This window comes from Sphingomonas cynarae (genome assembly GCF_039537815.1).
GTDB classification, from domain to species: Bacteria; Pseudomonadota; Alphaproteobacteria; order Sphingomonadales; family Sphingomonadaceae; genus Sphingomonas; species Sphingomonas cynarae.
The window spans coordinates 26,869-39,011 of the sequence record NZ_BAABBF010000013.1 but is presented as its reverse complement, the minus strand read 5'-3'; the positions used below and the strand labels follow the sequence as shown (position 1 = coordinate 39,011).

General features: G+C 68.2%; 18 protein-coding genes. 12 read left to right on the top strand and 6 right to left on the bottom strand.

Features of this window, described 5'->3' with window-relative positions:
* Positions 1 to 54: 54 nt before the first annotated feature.
* From ABD719_RS17915 to hemA, 3 genes are all read left to right on the top strand, one after another.
* Positions 55 to 435 carry a DUF3592 domain-containing protein gene (locus ABD719_RS17915; RefSeq protein WP_344694726.1) on the top strand — a complete coding sequence of 127 codons (381 nt, stop codon included), beginning with the start codon at positions 55 to 57 and terminating at the stop codon, positions 433 to 435.
* Entirely contained in the window at positions 432 to 1,004 is a 573-nt protein-coding gene (locus ABD719_RS17910; protein ID WP_344694725.1) for a hypothetical protein, read from the top strand. Before ABD719_RS17915 ends, ABD719_RS17910 begins: the two co-directional genes overlap by 4 nt.
* Before the next feature lie 130 nt (positions 1,005 to 1,134).
* Positions 1,135 to 2,376, top strand: coding sequence for a 5-aminolevulinate synthase (gene hemA / locus ABD719_RS17905; protein WP_344694763.1), 1,242 nt, complete (start codon positions 1,135 to 1,137; stop codon positions 2,374 to 2,376).
* 21 nt (positions 2,377 to 2,397) lie between these two features.
* Here hemA and ABD719_RS17900 read toward each other — a convergent pair whose 3' ends face one another.
* The 5 genes from ABD719_RS17900 to ABD719_RS17880 are packed head-to-tail and all read right to left on the bottom strand — an operon-like array spanning position 2,398 to position 4,727.
* The gene (locus ABD719_RS17900; RefSeq protein WP_344694724.1) at positions 2,398 to 2,763 is read right to left on the bottom strand and encodes a Uma2 family endonuclease; all 366 of its coding nucleotides are present in this window, start codon (positions 2,761 to 2,763) and stop codon (positions 2,398 to 2,400) included.
* A 15-nt stretch (positions 2,764 to 2,778) separates the two neighbouring features.
* Positions 2,779 to 2,949, bottom strand: coding sequence for a Uma2 family endonuclease (locus tag ABD719_RS17895; protein ID WP_344694723.1), 171 nt, complete (start codon positions 2,947 to 2,949; stop codon positions 2,779 to 2,781).
* A gap of 18 nt (positions 2,950 to 2,967) precedes the next feature.
* A complete protein-coding gene (locus tag ABD719_RS17890; RefSeq protein ID WP_344694722.1) occupies positions 2,968 to 3,417 on the bottom strand; it encodes a DUF3429 domain-containing protein in 450 nt (149 codons plus the stop codon).
* Positions 3,418 to 3,427: 10 nt separating this feature from the next.
* The gene (locus ABD719_RS17885; RefSeq protein WP_344694721.1) at positions 3,428 to 4,168 is read right to left on the bottom strand and encodes an anti-sigma factor; all 741 of its coding nucleotides are present in this window, start codon (positions 4,166 to 4,168) and stop codon (positions 3,428 to 3,430) included.
* A complete protein-coding gene (locus tag ABD719_RS17880) occupies positions 4,158 to 4,727 on the bottom strand; it encodes a sigma-70 family RNA polymerase sigma factor (RefSeq protein ID WP_344694720.1) in 570 nt (189 codons plus the stop codon). Before ABD719_RS17880 ends, ABD719_RS17885 begins: the two co-directional genes overlap by 11 nt.
* 139 nt (positions 4,728 to 4,866) lie before the next feature.
* On the opposite strand from ABD719_RS17880, the gene rpiB reads away from it, so the two are divergent.
* The 6 genes from rpiB to ABD719_RS17850 all read left to right on the top strand — a co-directional run bounded on the left by rpiB (position 4,867) and on the right by ABD719_RS17850 (position 8,664).
* Positions 4,867 to 5,307 (top strand): ribose 5-phosphate isomerase B, encoded by a 441-nt coding sequence (rpiB, locus tag ABD719_RS17875; protein ID WP_344694719.1) that lies wholly within the window; start codon positions 4,867 to 4,869, stop codon positions 5,305 to 5,307.
* Positions 5,304 to 6,629 carry a serine hydroxymethyltransferase gene (glyA, locus tag ABD719_RS17870; RefSeq protein WP_344694718.1) on the top strand — a complete coding sequence of 442 codons (1,326 nt, stop codon included), beginning with the start codon at positions 5,304 to 5,306 and terminating at the stop codon, positions 6,627 to 6,629. The genes rpiB and glyA overlap by 4 nt, the downstream gene beginning before the upstream one ends.
* A 5-nt stretch (positions 6,630 to 6,634) precedes the next feature.
* On the top strand, positions 6,635 to 6,820 hold the full coding sequence (locus ABD719_RS17865; protein ID WP_344694717.1) for a hypothetical protein: 186 nt from the start codon (positions 6,635 to 6,637) through the stop codon (positions 6,818 to 6,820).
* Positions 6,821 to 7,282: a transcriptional regulator NrdR gene (gene nrdR, locus ABD719_RS17860; RefSeq protein ID WP_192127348.1), complete on the top strand. Its 462-nt coding sequence runs from the start codon at positions 6,821 to 6,823 to the stop codon at positions 7,280 to 7,282.
* 210 nt (positions 7,283 to 7,492) lie between these two features.
* Positions 7,493 to 7,819 carry a GIY-YIG nuclease family protein gene (locus ABD719_RS17855; RefSeq protein WP_344694716.1) on the top strand — a complete coding sequence of 109 codons (327 nt, stop codon included), beginning with the start codon at positions 7,493 to 7,495 and terminating at the stop codon, positions 7,817 to 7,819.
* On the top strand, positions 7,816 to 8,664 hold the full coding sequence (locus ABD719_RS17850; RefSeq protein ID WP_344694715.1) for an RNA methyltransferase: 849 nt from the start codon (positions 7,816 to 7,818) through the stop codon (positions 8,662 to 8,664). The genes ABD719_RS17855 and ABD719_RS17850 overlap by 4 nt, the downstream gene beginning before the upstream one ends.
* Here the strand turns inward: ABD719_RS17850 and ABD719_RS17845 are convergent.
* Positions 8,602 to 8,901: a chorismate mutase gene (locus ABD719_RS17845; protein ID WP_344694714.1), complete on the bottom strand. Its 300-nt coding sequence runs from the start codon at positions 8,899 to 8,901 to the stop codon at positions 8,602 to 8,604. The genes ABD719_RS17850 and ABD719_RS17845 overlap by 63 nt on opposite strands.
* Positions 8,902 to 9,127: 226 nt before the next feature.
* On the opposite strand from ABD719_RS17845, the gene rpsD reads away from it, so the two are divergent.
* The 3 genes from rpsD to ABD719_RS17830 all read left to right on the top strand — a co-directional run bounded on the left by rpsD (position 9,128) and on the right by ABD719_RS17830 (position 12,122).
* Positions 9,128 to 9,742, top strand: a complete 615-nt coding sequence (rpsD, locus tag ABD719_RS17840; protein ID WP_192127354.1) for a 30S ribosomal protein S4 — start codon at positions 9,128 to 9,130, stop codon at positions 9,740 to 9,742.
* 353 nt (positions 9,743 to 10,095) lie between these two features.
* Positions 10,096 to 11,061 carry an agmatine deiminase family protein gene (locus ABD719_RS17835; RefSeq protein WP_344694713.1) on the top strand — a complete coding sequence of 322 codons (966 nt, stop codon included), beginning with the start codon at positions 10,096 to 10,098 and terminating at the stop codon, positions 11,059 to 11,061.
* A 53-nt stretch (positions 11,062 to 11,114) separates the two neighbouring features.
* Positions 11,115 to 12,122: a hypothetical protein gene (locus ABD719_RS17830; protein WP_344694712.1), complete on the top strand. Its 1,008-nt coding sequence runs from the start codon at positions 11,115 to 11,117 to the stop codon at positions 12,120 to 12,122.
* The last annotated feature ends 21 nt before the right edge of the window (positions 12,123 to 12,143 follow it).

The following is a 12,143-nucleotide window of genomic DNA, read 5'->3' as shown; positions in this document are numbered from 1 at the left end:
CGTGGGCGGACGGATGCAGGGGCCGGAGGTGCGGGATATGGCGGACATGGAACGATGAAGGGCCTGTTCTTCACGATCATCGGGGCGGCGTTGCTGATCGCGGCGGCGATTGCCGCCATGGGCGTGCAGCGGTTCCGCGATGCCGCCGCCCGCGCCGACGGGGTGGTGGAACGCCTGAATGCGGGGGGTAGCCATCCTCAGATCCGGTTTACGACCATGGCTGGCGATGTCGTCAGTTACGCACAGGGCGGTCTGATCTTCGGCTATCGGACGGGCGACAGCGTCCGTGTGATGTACCGACCGGACCGGCCACAGGCCACCGCCAGGCTGGACCAGTTCGGCGCGATGTGGGCGATGCCCCTGCTGCTGGGCTTCCTCGGAGCGGGCTTCTCGCTTGGGGGGATGCTCCATTTCCTGGCAACGCGGGCGAGATGACGATGCTGCTGGAACCCAGTGACTGGACCTATGCCACGGGGGCGACCGGCGCGGTCGGTATCGCGTTCGTGGCGGCATCGGGGGGTGCGGTATATCTGGCGGACCCCGCGGGTACGGTCCATCGGCTGATATTCGGCGGGCTTGGTGCCGGCTGGAGCTTCGGCTTCCGCGCGCCAAAAGGGCTGAAACTGCCCACCATCCCCCGCGTCCTGAAACCGACCATTCGGAGCAAATCGACCGCAGGGGCGGGGTCGATCACCGATTTCCCCAGCGGCGGCGCGGTGTTCCGGGCGGCGTCACGCAAGGGGCGGGAACTGACCCTGTCGGATATCCGGGGCGGCATCATGTTCATCGAGGGCGGGCTGGGCCTGATCGGCGGCGGGTCCGGCGATGCGATGCTGTTCGGAATGAACCCCGTCCTGCTGGTCGCCGCGCTATCGAACCCCGCGCTGTCCCTGCTCATGGTTCGGGCCATGCAGACCGCGGAGGGGGCGATGATCTTCGGTGGGGTCAATGTCGGGGTGCAGGCCGGCGGCGGCGTAGCCGGACTGGTAGGCTATATGCACTGATCGCGCGATCGACTCCCCGTCGCCGATCCAGGCCCCTGGGACGATTTGTCCATGAATTCGCTGCCGAACCGATCACCGTGACCGCGGATAGTCGCTGGCCTTGCCCCGCCGGTGCGATTACATGACGATCATGACCAGTGCCGTCCAGGACACGCGCGTGGATTATACCCGCGTCTTCACCCAGGCGATCGACCGGCTCCATGCCGAAGGTCGATACCGCGTGTTCATCGATATCCTGCGCAACAAGGGGGCGTTTCCCAATGCCCGCTGTTTCGCCGGGCATAACGGGCCGAAGCCGATCACGGTCTGGTGTTCCAACGATTACCTCGCGATGGGCCAGCATCCCAAGGTGATCGCCGCGATGGAGGAGGCGCTGCACGATGTCGGCGCCGGGTCCGGCGGCACCCGCAACATCGGCGGCAACACCCATTATCACGTCGATCTCGAATGGGAACTCGCCGACCTGCATGGCAAGGAGGGCGCGCTGCTCTTCACCAGCGGCTACGTCTCGAACGAGGCGACGCTGGCGACGATGGCGAAGATCCTGCCGGGCTGCGTGATCTTCTCCGACGAGCTCAACCACGCCTCGATGATCGCGGGCATCCGCAATTCGGGGTGCGAGAAGCGCATCTTCCGGCACAACGACCTCGCCCATCTGGAAGAACTTCTGGCCGCCGAGGACCCCGGCGTGCCCAAGCTGATCGCGTTCGAGAGCGTCTATTCGATGGAGGGCGACGTCGCCCCCATCGCGGCGATCTGCGACCTGGCCGACCGGTACAACGCGCTCACCTATTGTGACGAGGTCCATGCGGTCGGCATGTACGGCGCGCGCGGCGGCGGCATCTCCGAACGGGACGAGGTGGCACACCGGCTGACCATCATCGAGGGCACGCTGGGCAAGGCGTTCGGGGTGATGGGCGGCTATATCGCCGCCGACCGCACGATCATCGACGTGATCCGCAGCTATGCGCCCGGCTTCATCTTCACCACCAGCCTGTCGCCGGTGCTGGTCGCGGGGGTGCTGGCCAGCGTCCGCCACCTGAAATCCTCCACCGCCGAGCGCGAGGGACAACAGGCCGCCGCCGCGACGCTGAAGGCGATGCTGGCGGATGCCGGCCTGCCGGTGATGATCGGCGAGACGCATATCGTACCGGTGATGGTCGGCGATCCGGTCAAGGCGAAGAAGATCAGCGACGTGCTGCTCGCCGAATACGGCGTCTATGTGCAGCCGATCAACTATCCCACCGTGCCGCGCGGCACCGAACGGCTGCGCTTCACCCCCGGCCCCGCACATGACGAGGCGATGATGCGCGACCTGACCCGGGCGCTGGTGGAAATCTGGGGCCGGCTGGAACTGCGCAAGGCAGCGTAAGCCGGCTATCTCCGATCGTGGTCAGCCGATCACGATCGTCCGGTCGGTTCCGGGGATCGGTAGCGCTCGCCCGAACGGGATCAGTGTTGCCGGCCCATGGTCACCGTGCGGCTGTAACTCGAACATATGTACCCGCGCATGGGGACCATCGATGACCCAGTAATGGGGAATACCCGCTCGCGCATAGGCGATTCTTTTCAGCCCCAGATCGCGGTCCAGCGTGGTTTCCGCGATCTCCACTGCGACGATCACTTCGTCCGCCCGGAGAAAGCGCTGTTCGCTCATGGGCCGATGCAGGATCGCGACGTCGCACACCAGAACGGTATCGCCACCCAGATCAATCGCGGCTTCCACCATCGCGCGCTCTTGCAGGACGGACCAGAGCATCCCCGATACGGCGTTTTACCAGGCGGGATGAGCGCCTATCGGCGGCGTCATGCGTTCAAGATAGCCATCGACCAGTTCCAGTCTGATATCCAGTGGCACGGCCGCCGCGAACACCTGCGCAAATTCGCTGGTGGTAAAGCGGGCCCTGAACGACTCGAACACCTGGACATTGGCCGGCTTGTTCATACGACTATCGTATCAGGCTCACATCATCGCCGCCAGAATCGTCAGCACGCCCAGTCCCAGCGACAGCGGCACGCGCAGGCCCATCCAGCCCGCCGGTACCTCGCCGCTGCGCACCAGCGCGCGGTCGACCAGCAGCGTCAGGAACAGCCCGCTCGCCAGCGCCACCATCGCCCAGCGCAGCGAGCCGTGGACCGCCAGTGCGACGAGCACGATCGTGACCAGCGTCGGCGCCACCGCCGCCCACACCAGCGCCCCGGGCCCCGCCGGCCGCCGCATCGCGAAGCCCCACCAGATGCCGCCGATAAAGCTGAAGATCAGCGCGGCGTAGAAGAACGCCATGCCGTGCACGACCCCGGTCGGATCGTGCAGCCCCAGGATCAGCACCAGCAGCGCCGCCTGCGGCAGCAGCCCCGCATAGCCGAGCAGCCGGGCCAGTCCCGACAGTCCCGCGCCCGAAACCTGTCCCATCATACGCCTCTCACACCGCCGCCAGCGCGCCGGTCGCCACCACCGGTCCGGTCGGCTTGCCGGTCGGCGAGCCGCCCGCCGGCTCGATCGAGATCGCCAGCGTCGCACCCGCGGCCAACCGCGCCCGGTCGCGCGCCGGGATCGTCAGCAGCGTCGCATCGGACGCCAGCAGCCCCAGCGGATAGGGTACGCCATCGCCGCCGATCACCCACAGTTGCGCGACACGCGCGGCCGGCACCGCCGGTGCCGCCGTCACCCGGATGCTGCCGTCGGCGGGGTCGAACGCGGCGGCGACCGGTGCCTTGGCATCACCCAGCGCGGCGACCAGGATCGGCGCGGACGGGGCCACGGGCGCCTCGGCAACGGATGGCGGGCCGGGGGGCGGGCCGCCGGGGCGGAGCGCGATCACGACCAGCAGGCACGCCGCCAGCGCGGTGCTGACGATCGCCAGCAACGGCCAGGGGAAGCCGCGCCGCCGCCCTGCCGGACCACGCGTCAGGCTGCCGCCCGGGCCGCCCAGACTGGCATCGATCCGGTCGATCAGTTCGGGTGGCGGCTCCATCGCCGGCCACAGATCGAACAGCTGCGCGAAATAGACGCGCCACCGCTCCACCTGGATCGCGAACGCCGGTTCGGCCAGCACCCGGCGCAGCGCGGCCGCGCGCTCTTCGCCATCCAGCAGCCCCAGCGCCAGTTCGCCGGCCGCGACGTCGCCTTCGGGCGGATTTTCGTCGAGGGGTTCAGGCGGCACGGTCGAGGCACTCCTTCAGGCGGGCCAGACCGCGGCGGATCCAGCTTTTGGCGGTGCCCAGCGGCACGCCGGCCCGCTCGGCGAATTCGGCATAGGTGATGCCGTCGAAAAAGGCGGTGCGGATCGCCTCGCGCTGCCGGCCCTCCAGCTCGCGCAGGCAGTCGTGCAGGCTGTGCTGCTCGTCGGCGGCAAGCAGCACAGCTTCCGCATCGGGGGTGGTGTCGGCGATCTCGGGCACATCCTCGATCCGCGACGACCGACGCACGCCCTGCGCCCGGCGCCAGTCGATCGCCCGGTTGCGCGCGATCGTGGCGAGCCAGGTGATCGGGCTGGCCCGTCCCGGTTCCCATGCGCCCGCGCGGCGCCAGATGATGAGGTACACGTCGTGCAACACGTCCTCCGCCGCCTGCCTGTCACCGCAGATACGCAGCGTGATCCCGAAAAGCTTCGCGGAGGTGAGGCGGTAGAGTTCGTGGAACGCGTCCCGATCCTCGCTGCCCGTGGCGATCAGCGTGGCCGCGAGATGGGAGCGGGCTTCATCGGAGGCGGTACGGCGCATGGTGGGGGAGCGTAACGTGTTGCGGCCCCTGTACAAGAGCGCAAAACTCATGACGCTGGAACCGCAATGGGTGGTCTTCATCGCGCCGGGAAGCTAAGGGCGGCGGCATTCCTCCACCCCTTCTGTCCGGGAAGCGCCCATGCGCATCGCCATCGCCGCCGATCACGCCGCCGTATCGCTGAAGACGGTGCTGGCCGCCTGGCTGGCCGATATCGGACATGAGGTGATCGATCTCGGCACGCATGGCGACGGGCGGGTCGATTATCCCGATTACGGCTTCGCGGTGGCGACGGCGCTGGCCGATGGCCGTGCCGATCGCGGCGTTGCGCTGTGCGGATCGGGGGTCGGCATCTCGATCGCCGCCAACCGCCACCCCGCCTGCCGCTGCGCGCTGGTGTCGGAACCGCTGTCGGCCGCGCTGGCACGGCACCACAACGATGCCAACGCGATCGCGCTCGGCGCCCGCCTGATCGGCGAGGAGATGGCGAAAGCCTGCATCACCGCCTTCCTGTCCGCCGAATTCGAGGGCGGACGCCATCAACACCGAGTCGACAAGCTGTCCAAGGAGTTCGCCGCATGAGCACCCAGCCCCGTGATGTCGCCGACATCCAGACGCCCGATCATATCGATGGCGCCTTCTTCACCCGCACCCTTGCCGATGCCGACGCCGCGGTCTTCGCCGGCATCGCCGACGAGCTGGAGCGCGAGCAGACGCAGATCGAACTGATCGCGTCGGAGAACATCGTGTCGAAGGCGGTGCTGGAGGCGCAAGGGTCGGTCTTCACCAACAAATATGCCGAGGGCTATCCGGGCAAGCGCTACTATCAGGGCTGCGCGCCGTCCGACACGGTCGAGACGCTGGCGATCGAGCGGGCCAGGCAGATCTTCGGCTGCGGCTTCGTCAACGTGCAGCCCCATTCGGGCGCACAGGCGAACGGCGCGGTGATGCTGGCGCTGGTGAAGCCGGGCGAGACGATCCTGGGCATGAGCCTGGATGCCGGCGGCCACCTGACCCATGGCGCGCGCGCCGCGATGTCGGGCAAGTGGTTCAACGCCATCCAGTACGGCGTCGACCCCGATACCCACCTGATCGACTATGCCCAGGTCGAGGCGCTGGCGGTCGAGCATCAGCCGAAACTCATCATCGCGGGCGGCAGCGCCTATCCGCGCACGATCGATTTCGCGAAGTTCCGCGCGATCGCGGACAAGGTCGGCGCGTATTTCATGGTCGACATGGCGCACTTCGCCGGCATCGTCGCCGCCGGGCTGCACCCCACCCCGTTCGGCCACGCGCATGTCGTGACCACCACCACGCACAAGACGCTGCGCGGCCCGCGCGGCGGCATGGTGATGACCGATGACGAGGCGATCGCCAAGAAGATCAACTCGGCGGTGTTCCCGGGGCTGCAGGGCGGCCCGCTGATGCATGTGATCGCCGCCAAGGCGGTGGCGTTTGGCGAGGCGCTGCGCCCCGATTTCAAGCAGTACATCGCCGCCGTGGTCGAGAACGCGAAGGTGCTGGCCGCGACCCTGAAGGAACGCGGCGCGGACGTGATCGCCGGCGGCACCGACACGCATCTGGCGCTGATCGACCTGCGGCCGCTGGCCATCACCGGCCGCGACGCGGACGAGGCGCTGGAGCGCGCCGGCATCACCTGCAACAAGAACGGCATCCCCAACGATCCGCTGCCGCCGGTGAAGACCAGCGGCATCCGCGTCGGCAGCCCCGCCGGCACCACCCGCGGTTTCGGCCCCGCCGAGTTCCGCGAGATCGGCCATATGGTCGCCGACGTGCTCGACGGCCTGCGCGCCAGGGGCGAACACGGGGACCCGGAGGTCGAGGCGAACGTTCGGACCCGCGTGCGTGCCCTGTGCGCGCGCTTCCCCATCTATCAAGGATAAGCGCGATGGCGATCGATACGAAGGCGAAGGAAGTCCAGAACCAGATCAAGGCCACCCCCGGCCTTGGCAAGAAGATGGCGAAATATGGTGCGATCGGCGCCGTCGTGGCGATTCCCGTACCGTTCGTCGGCCCGGTGCTGGGCGCGATCGTGGGGGCGGCGGTCGCCTATTCCAAGCGGCCGAAGTTCTGAATGCGCTGCCCGTTCTGCGGCCATGACGACAGTCAGGTAAAGGACAGCCGCTCCACCGAGGATGGCGCGGCGATCCGCCGCAGGCGGCAGTGCGAGGGCTGCGCGGCCCGCTTCACCACGTTCGAACGCATCCAGTTGCGCGAGCTGTGGGTGCTGAAGAACGAGGACCGGCGCGAGCCGTTCGACCGCGAGAAACTGCTCCGCTCCGTCTCGATCGCCGCGCGCAAGCGCCCGGTCGAGCCGGCCCGGATCGAGAAGCTGGTATCGGGCATCCAGCGCCGCCTGGAAACGCTGGGCGAGGCGGAGGTCACCTCCGCCCGGATCGGCGAGATGGTGATGGAGGGGCTGAAGGGCCTCGACTCGGTCGCCTATATCCGCTTCGCCAGCGTCTATCGCGATTTCAGCGAAGCCCGCGATTTCGAGGCGTTCGCCGGACAGGTGGAGGAAGCGGGGCGGGTGTAGGGCCAACCTGCCCCGAATTACCCCCACCCACCCACCTTCGCCGGGGCGAAGTCCAGACGCATATCGGTGACAAGCCTCGTCCGGCCGCATCCACAGGATCAGGGACCGCCCTCCCCACGCCGTTCGTCCCGAGCGAAGTCGAAGGACCTGACAGCACGCCGCCGGCACCCCGTCTTCCCCCTCGCCAGCGAAGCGCATAACACTCGGGCCATGACCTTCTGGGCCTATATCCTGCACTGCGCCGACGGTAGCTATTACACCGGGCATACCGACGATCTCGAACGCCGGTTCGGCCAGCACCAGACCGGCCGGATCACCGGCTATACCAACACCCGCCGCCCCGTCACGCTCTTGTGGTCGCAGGATTTCGGTACCCGACAGGAAGCGCTCGCCGCCGAACGCCAGATCAAGGGCTGGTCCCGTGCGAAAAAGGAGGCGCTGGCGAGAAGCAACTGGACGGCGCTGCACGAAGCGGCGATCCCGCGCGCGGAAAAGGCCCTTCGACTGCGCTCAGGGCGAACGGAAGCAGGAAAATGACCGACCCCACACCCCATTCCGACCAGCCCGCGCCGCTTCCATCCGTTGGTACCGAGCGGAGTGGACGCACCCCACCCCCCGTCATCGTCCTCGTCCGCCCGCAACTCGGCGAGAATATCGGCAAGGCGGCGCGTGCCATGCTGAACTTCGGCCTGCTCGACCTGCGCCTCGTCGCCCCGCGCGACGGCTGGCCCAATCCGCAGGCCGGCCCCGCCGCGTCGGGCGCGGACGTGGTGCTGGAACGCGCGCAGGTGTTCGACAGCGTGGCGGCGGCGGTGGCGGATTGCCCGCACGTCTATGCCACCACGGTGCGCAAGCGCGGCATCACCAAGCCGGTCGTGACCCCGGACGAGGCGGCGCGCGCGATCCACGCCGGCCCCGGCCGCACCGCCATCCTGTTCGGTCCGGAGCGATCGGGGCTGGAGACGGACGACGTGGCGGTGGCGCGCACGATCATCACCGTGCCGATCAATCCGGAATTCGGCAGCCTCAACCTCGCGCAGGCGGTGATCCTCGTCGCCTATGAATGGTCGAAGCACGAGGCGCTGGCGCAACCGCCCGAAACCGATCTGCCCGAACCCGCACCGCAGGGCGAGCTGGACGGGATGATCGCGCAGCTCGACGGGATGCTGGTCGATGCCAATTTCTATTTCCCGCCCGCCCGCACCGAAACCACCCGGCGCACACTGCGCACGCTGCTGACCAAGCCCGGCTGGTCGAGCCAGGAAGTGCGCACGGTGCGCGGCGTCCTGTCCGCCTTGCGCGGCGCCAAGGCGCGGCGGCTACCGCCGGTCGAAAGCAGCGAGTTCGTAGGCGATCGAGATCTCGACGAGCCGCTCCCATAGGTCGGCGATCACCTCCGCGGGCAGGCCCAGCCGCGCCGCCTCGGCCCGCGCCTGCGCGATCACCGCCGCCTTGCGATCCTCGTCGCGTACCGCGGCGCGGGCCGGCTTGATGCGCGCCGCGGCGTCCATATAGGCAAAACGCCGGGCAAGCAGCGCGACCAGTTCGGTATCCAGCCGGTCGACGCCGGCGCGCACCTCGGCCATGGTGGTGCAATCGGGGCCGTCGAGGATCGTCATGACCCGCCTGTGGCAAGCGCGGCCCAGCCTGTCTAGCAGGGCCTGTCCGGCTTGACTCAACGCTCCCGCACCGCTAACCGCCCGCCTTCGCAATCGCCCCCGCACCCCGGTGAAGCGGCGGGCCTGCCCTCTTTTCATCGAGAGACGTAGCGCGATACCGGGACCAACCCGCCCTGCCGTTCGCGGCCGGGCGGTCAACGTCGTTCGAAATTGCCAAGGAATCATCATGTCGAAGCGCCATAGCGCCAAGCACAAACTCGATCGCCGGATGGGCGAGAACATCTGGGGCCGTCCGAAGTCCCCGGTGAACAAGCGCGAATACGGCCCCGGTCAGCATGGCCAGCGCCGCAAGGGCAAGGTATCGGACTTCGGCATCCAGTTGCGCGCCAAGCAGAAGCTCAAGGGCTATTACGGCGACGTCACCGAGAAGCAGTTCCGCGCTTGCTACCACGAGGCGGCTCGGATGAAGGGCGATACCAGCCAGAACCTGATCGGCCTGCTGGAACAGCGCCTCGACATGATCGTCTATCGCGCCAAGTTCGCGCCGACGATCTTCGCGGCCCGCCAGATCGTCAGCCACGGCCACATCCGCGTCAACGGCGTGAAGTGCAACATCGCATCGCGCCGCTGCTTCGTCGGCGACGAGATCACGCTGGGCACCAAGGCCAAGGAAATGGCGCTCATCCTCGAAGCGCAGAACCTCGCCGAGCGCGAGATTCCCGACTATGTCGCGCCGGACGGCAACGCGAAGATCACCTTCGTGCGCGTCCCCACGCTCGACGAAGTGCCCTATCCGGTGAAGATGGAGCCGAATCTGGTCGTGGAATTCTACTCGCGCTAAAACGCGATAGAGAAATTCGACGACCGGCCGGCGGGCCAAAGCACGTCCGACGACGCGGCTTTGCCACGGCGTGGTCCGAAACAAGAAAAGGGCGGTCCTCGCGGGGCCGCCCTTTTCCGTACCTGCCGCTTTGCCTGCCTTGTGTACCCCGGCGGCGGCCGGGGCCCAGGTGGGGGGGGGGCGTTTGTTGGTGGTCACGGGGGTTCGCCCAACTGGCCCCCGGCCTCCGCCGGGGTGCGGAAGATAGGCGCGACACCCCTTCTCTCCCCCACTTTGCACACCGCCACCGGTCGCTTTCTCCCGCGCGAACCGGCATAGGCCACCGCACCGACCAACCAACCGGACCCTGCGCCATGACCACGCCTCCCCCGCCCGAATGGGCCCCGCACGCCGCCGTCTGGATCGGCTTCCCCAGCCATGCCGATCTCTGGCGGGAGGATCTGGCCCCGGCGCAGGAGGAGGTCGCCGCCTTCGCCCGCGCGGTCCATGCAGACGGGCGCGGCGAACAGGTGATCCTGGTCTGCGCCGACGACGAGGCTGCCGCCACCGCCCGCACCCTCGCGCCCTTTGCGACCGTGGAGATGCAGGCGTTCGGCGACATCTGGCTGCGCGATACCGCACCGATCCTGACCGGCGACGGCGACGCGCGCGATTTCGGTTTCAACGGCTGGGGCGGCAAATACGACCTGCCGGGTGACGACACGATCGGCGCCCGCCTCGCCGGGGCGCGCGGGCTGGCGTTGCGGACCTGCGAGTGGGTGCTGGAAGGCGGCGCGATCGACGGCGACGGCACCGGCACGATCGTGACGACCGAACAATGCCTGCTCAACCCCAACCGCAATCCCACGCTCGACCGGGCGGCGATCGAAGCGCGACTGGCAAGCGATCTTGGCGCGACCCGGATCGTCTGGCTGGGTGACGGCCTGCTCGGCGACCATACCGACGGCCATGTCGACAACCTCGCCCGCTTCGTCGCCCCCGGCACCGTCGCGCTGCCCGAACCGGCCGAAGACGATCCCAACGCCGCCATCTATGCCGATGCGGCCCGCATCCTGGCCGACGCCGGACTGACGGTCGCGCCCATCCCCTCCCCCGGCCGCGTGGTGCGCGACGACGAGGTGATCCCGGCCAGCTACATGAACTTCTACATCGGCAACGCCGCCGTCGTCGTGCCGCTCTACGGCGCCCCCAATGACGACGCTGCCGTCGTTGCGGTGCAGGCGCTGTTCCCCGACCGCACCGTCACCGGCTTCCGCGCCGACCACATCCTGACCGGCGGCGGCAGCTTCCACTGCATCTCGCAGCAGATTCCGGTCTGATGGACACATGCCCGGATCGGGCCTAGTCACCGATCGGACATGGAGGGCGTGGGATGGCCGTTATTGCGGGGCGCGATCGGGGGCGCATTCTTCATGGCGGTGTCCTGCAGCTGCTGGCGATCGCCGCAATGGCGCTGGCGGTTCGGACGGACTGGGCGTTCGCCTTTCCCCGTATCGCGTCGCTCCTGCTCCTGTGGGTCACGGCGGATGCGCTGACGCTCGGCCTGCTGGCGCATTGCCGCCGACCCGCTCCACGGCAGGTGCTAGCGACCGTCGCGGGCGGGATGACGCTGGCATGGACCCTGTCACCCCCCGCCTTGCGCGACGCGATGCTGACGATGCCGTGGTTCTGTGCCATGATGCTGGTGGTCGTCGGCACCCATGCCGGCCTGCGCTGCTGGCGGGCGGGGATGATCGTGCGGCGTACCGGCCTGCGACGGGCCGATGGCTGGCACGCGCTGTTGGGGGAGTTCCTGCCGCCACCCGCCGTCCGGTTGATGCTGGCGGAAGCGCGACTGGTCCATCTCGCATTGTTCCGCTGGAATGGGCCGGCCGACATACCGCCCGGTGCCTGCGGTTTCGCCTATCATCGCCACCTACAGCCGATGATGATCGCGCTGCTGGTGCTGTCCCTGATCGAGGCGGGCGTCACCCATCTACTGGTCGCCCACTGGAGCCGCACCGCCGCCCTGATCCTGTTCGTCGTCAGCGACGTATCGGTCGTCTATCTGATCGGCCTCATCAAATCGTTGCGCCTGCGCCCGGTGCTGCTGACCGCGGACGGCGTCCGCATCCGGGCCGGTCTGATGATCGACCGGTTCATACCCTATGACCGCATCGCCGCGATCGAGCATCAGCCGGATAGCGCCACGATCAAGGCCGCCGACACGCAGAACGCCGCCCTGATCGCCTGGCCCAATCTGGTGCTTCGTCTCACAGAGCCGATGCCCCGCCCCCCGCTATTGCGGCGACGACCGCCGATCGTCGCGATCGCTTTCCGGCTCGATGATCCGGATGAGTTCGTGCAGATGCTGCGCTGGCGAACCGGCGTGGGTACGTGACGGCGCGGTGATGACCCGGTA

Coding starts and splice junctions, on each gene's coding strand:
- ABD719_RS17880 (WP_344694720.1), bottom strand. CDS start 4,727: ATGCGCCGTACCGCCTCCGATGAAGCCCGCTCCCATCTCGCGGCCACG.
- nrdR (WP_192127348.1), top strand. CDS start 6,821: ATGCGCTGCCCGTTCTGCGGCCATGACGACAGTCAGGTAAAGGACAGC.
- ABD719_RS17845 (WP_344694714.1), bottom strand. CDS start 8,901: ATGACGATCCTCGACGGCCCCGATTGCACCACCATGGCCGAGGTGCGC.
- ABD719_RS17890 (WP_344694722.1), bottom strand. CDS start 3,417: ATGGGACAGGTTTCGGGCGCGGGACTGTCGGGACTGGCCCGGCTGCTC.
- ABD719_RS17830 (WP_344694712.1), top strand. CDS start 11,115: ATGGCCGTTATTGCGGGGCGCGATCGGGGGCGCATTCTTCATGGCGGT.
- rpiB (WP_344694719.1), top strand. CDS start 4,867: ATGCGCATCGCCATCGCCGCCGATCACGCCGCCGTATCGCTGAAGACG.
- ABD719_RS17865 (WP_344694717.1), top strand. CDS start 6,635: ATGGCGATCGATACGAAGGCGAAGGAAGTCCAGAACCAGATCAAGGCC.
- ABD719_RS17900 (WP_344694724.1), bottom strand. CDS start 2,763: ATGCTCTGGTCCGTCCTGCAAGAGCGCGCGATGGTGGAAGCCGCGATT.
- ABD719_RS17895 (WP_344694723.1), bottom strand. CDS start 2,949: ATGAACAAGCCGGCCAATGTCCAGGTGTTCGAGTCGTTCAGGGCCCGC.
- rpsD (WP_192127354.1), top strand. CDS start 9,128: ATGTCGAAGCGCCATAGCGCCAAGCACAAACTCGATCGCCGGATGGGC.
- ABD719_RS17910 (WP_344694725.1), top strand. CDS start 432: ATGACGATGCTGCTGGAACCCAGTGACTGGACCTATGCCACGGGGGCG.
- glyA (WP_344694718.1), top strand. CDS start 5,304: ATGAGCACCCAGCCCCGTGATGTCGCCGACATCCAGACGCCCGATCAT.
- ABD719_RS17850 (WP_344694715.1), top strand. CDS start 7,816: ATGACCGACCCCACACCCCATTCCGACCAGCCCGCGCCGCTTCCATCC.
- hemA (WP_344694763.1), top strand. CDS start 1,135: ATGACCAGTGCCGTCCAGGACACGCGCGTGGATTATACCCGCGTCTTC.
- ABD719_RS17855 (WP_344694716.1), top strand. CDS start 7,493: ATGACCTTCTGGGCCTATATCCTGCACTGCGCCGACGGTAGCTATTAC.
- ABD719_RS17915 (WP_344694726.1), top strand. CDS start 55: ATGAAGGGCCTGTTCTTCACGATCATCGGGGCGGCGTTGCTGATCGCG.
- ABD719_RS17835 (WP_344694713.1), top strand. CDS start 10,096: ATGACCACGCCTCCCCCGCCCGAATGGGCCCCGCACGCCGCCGTCTGG.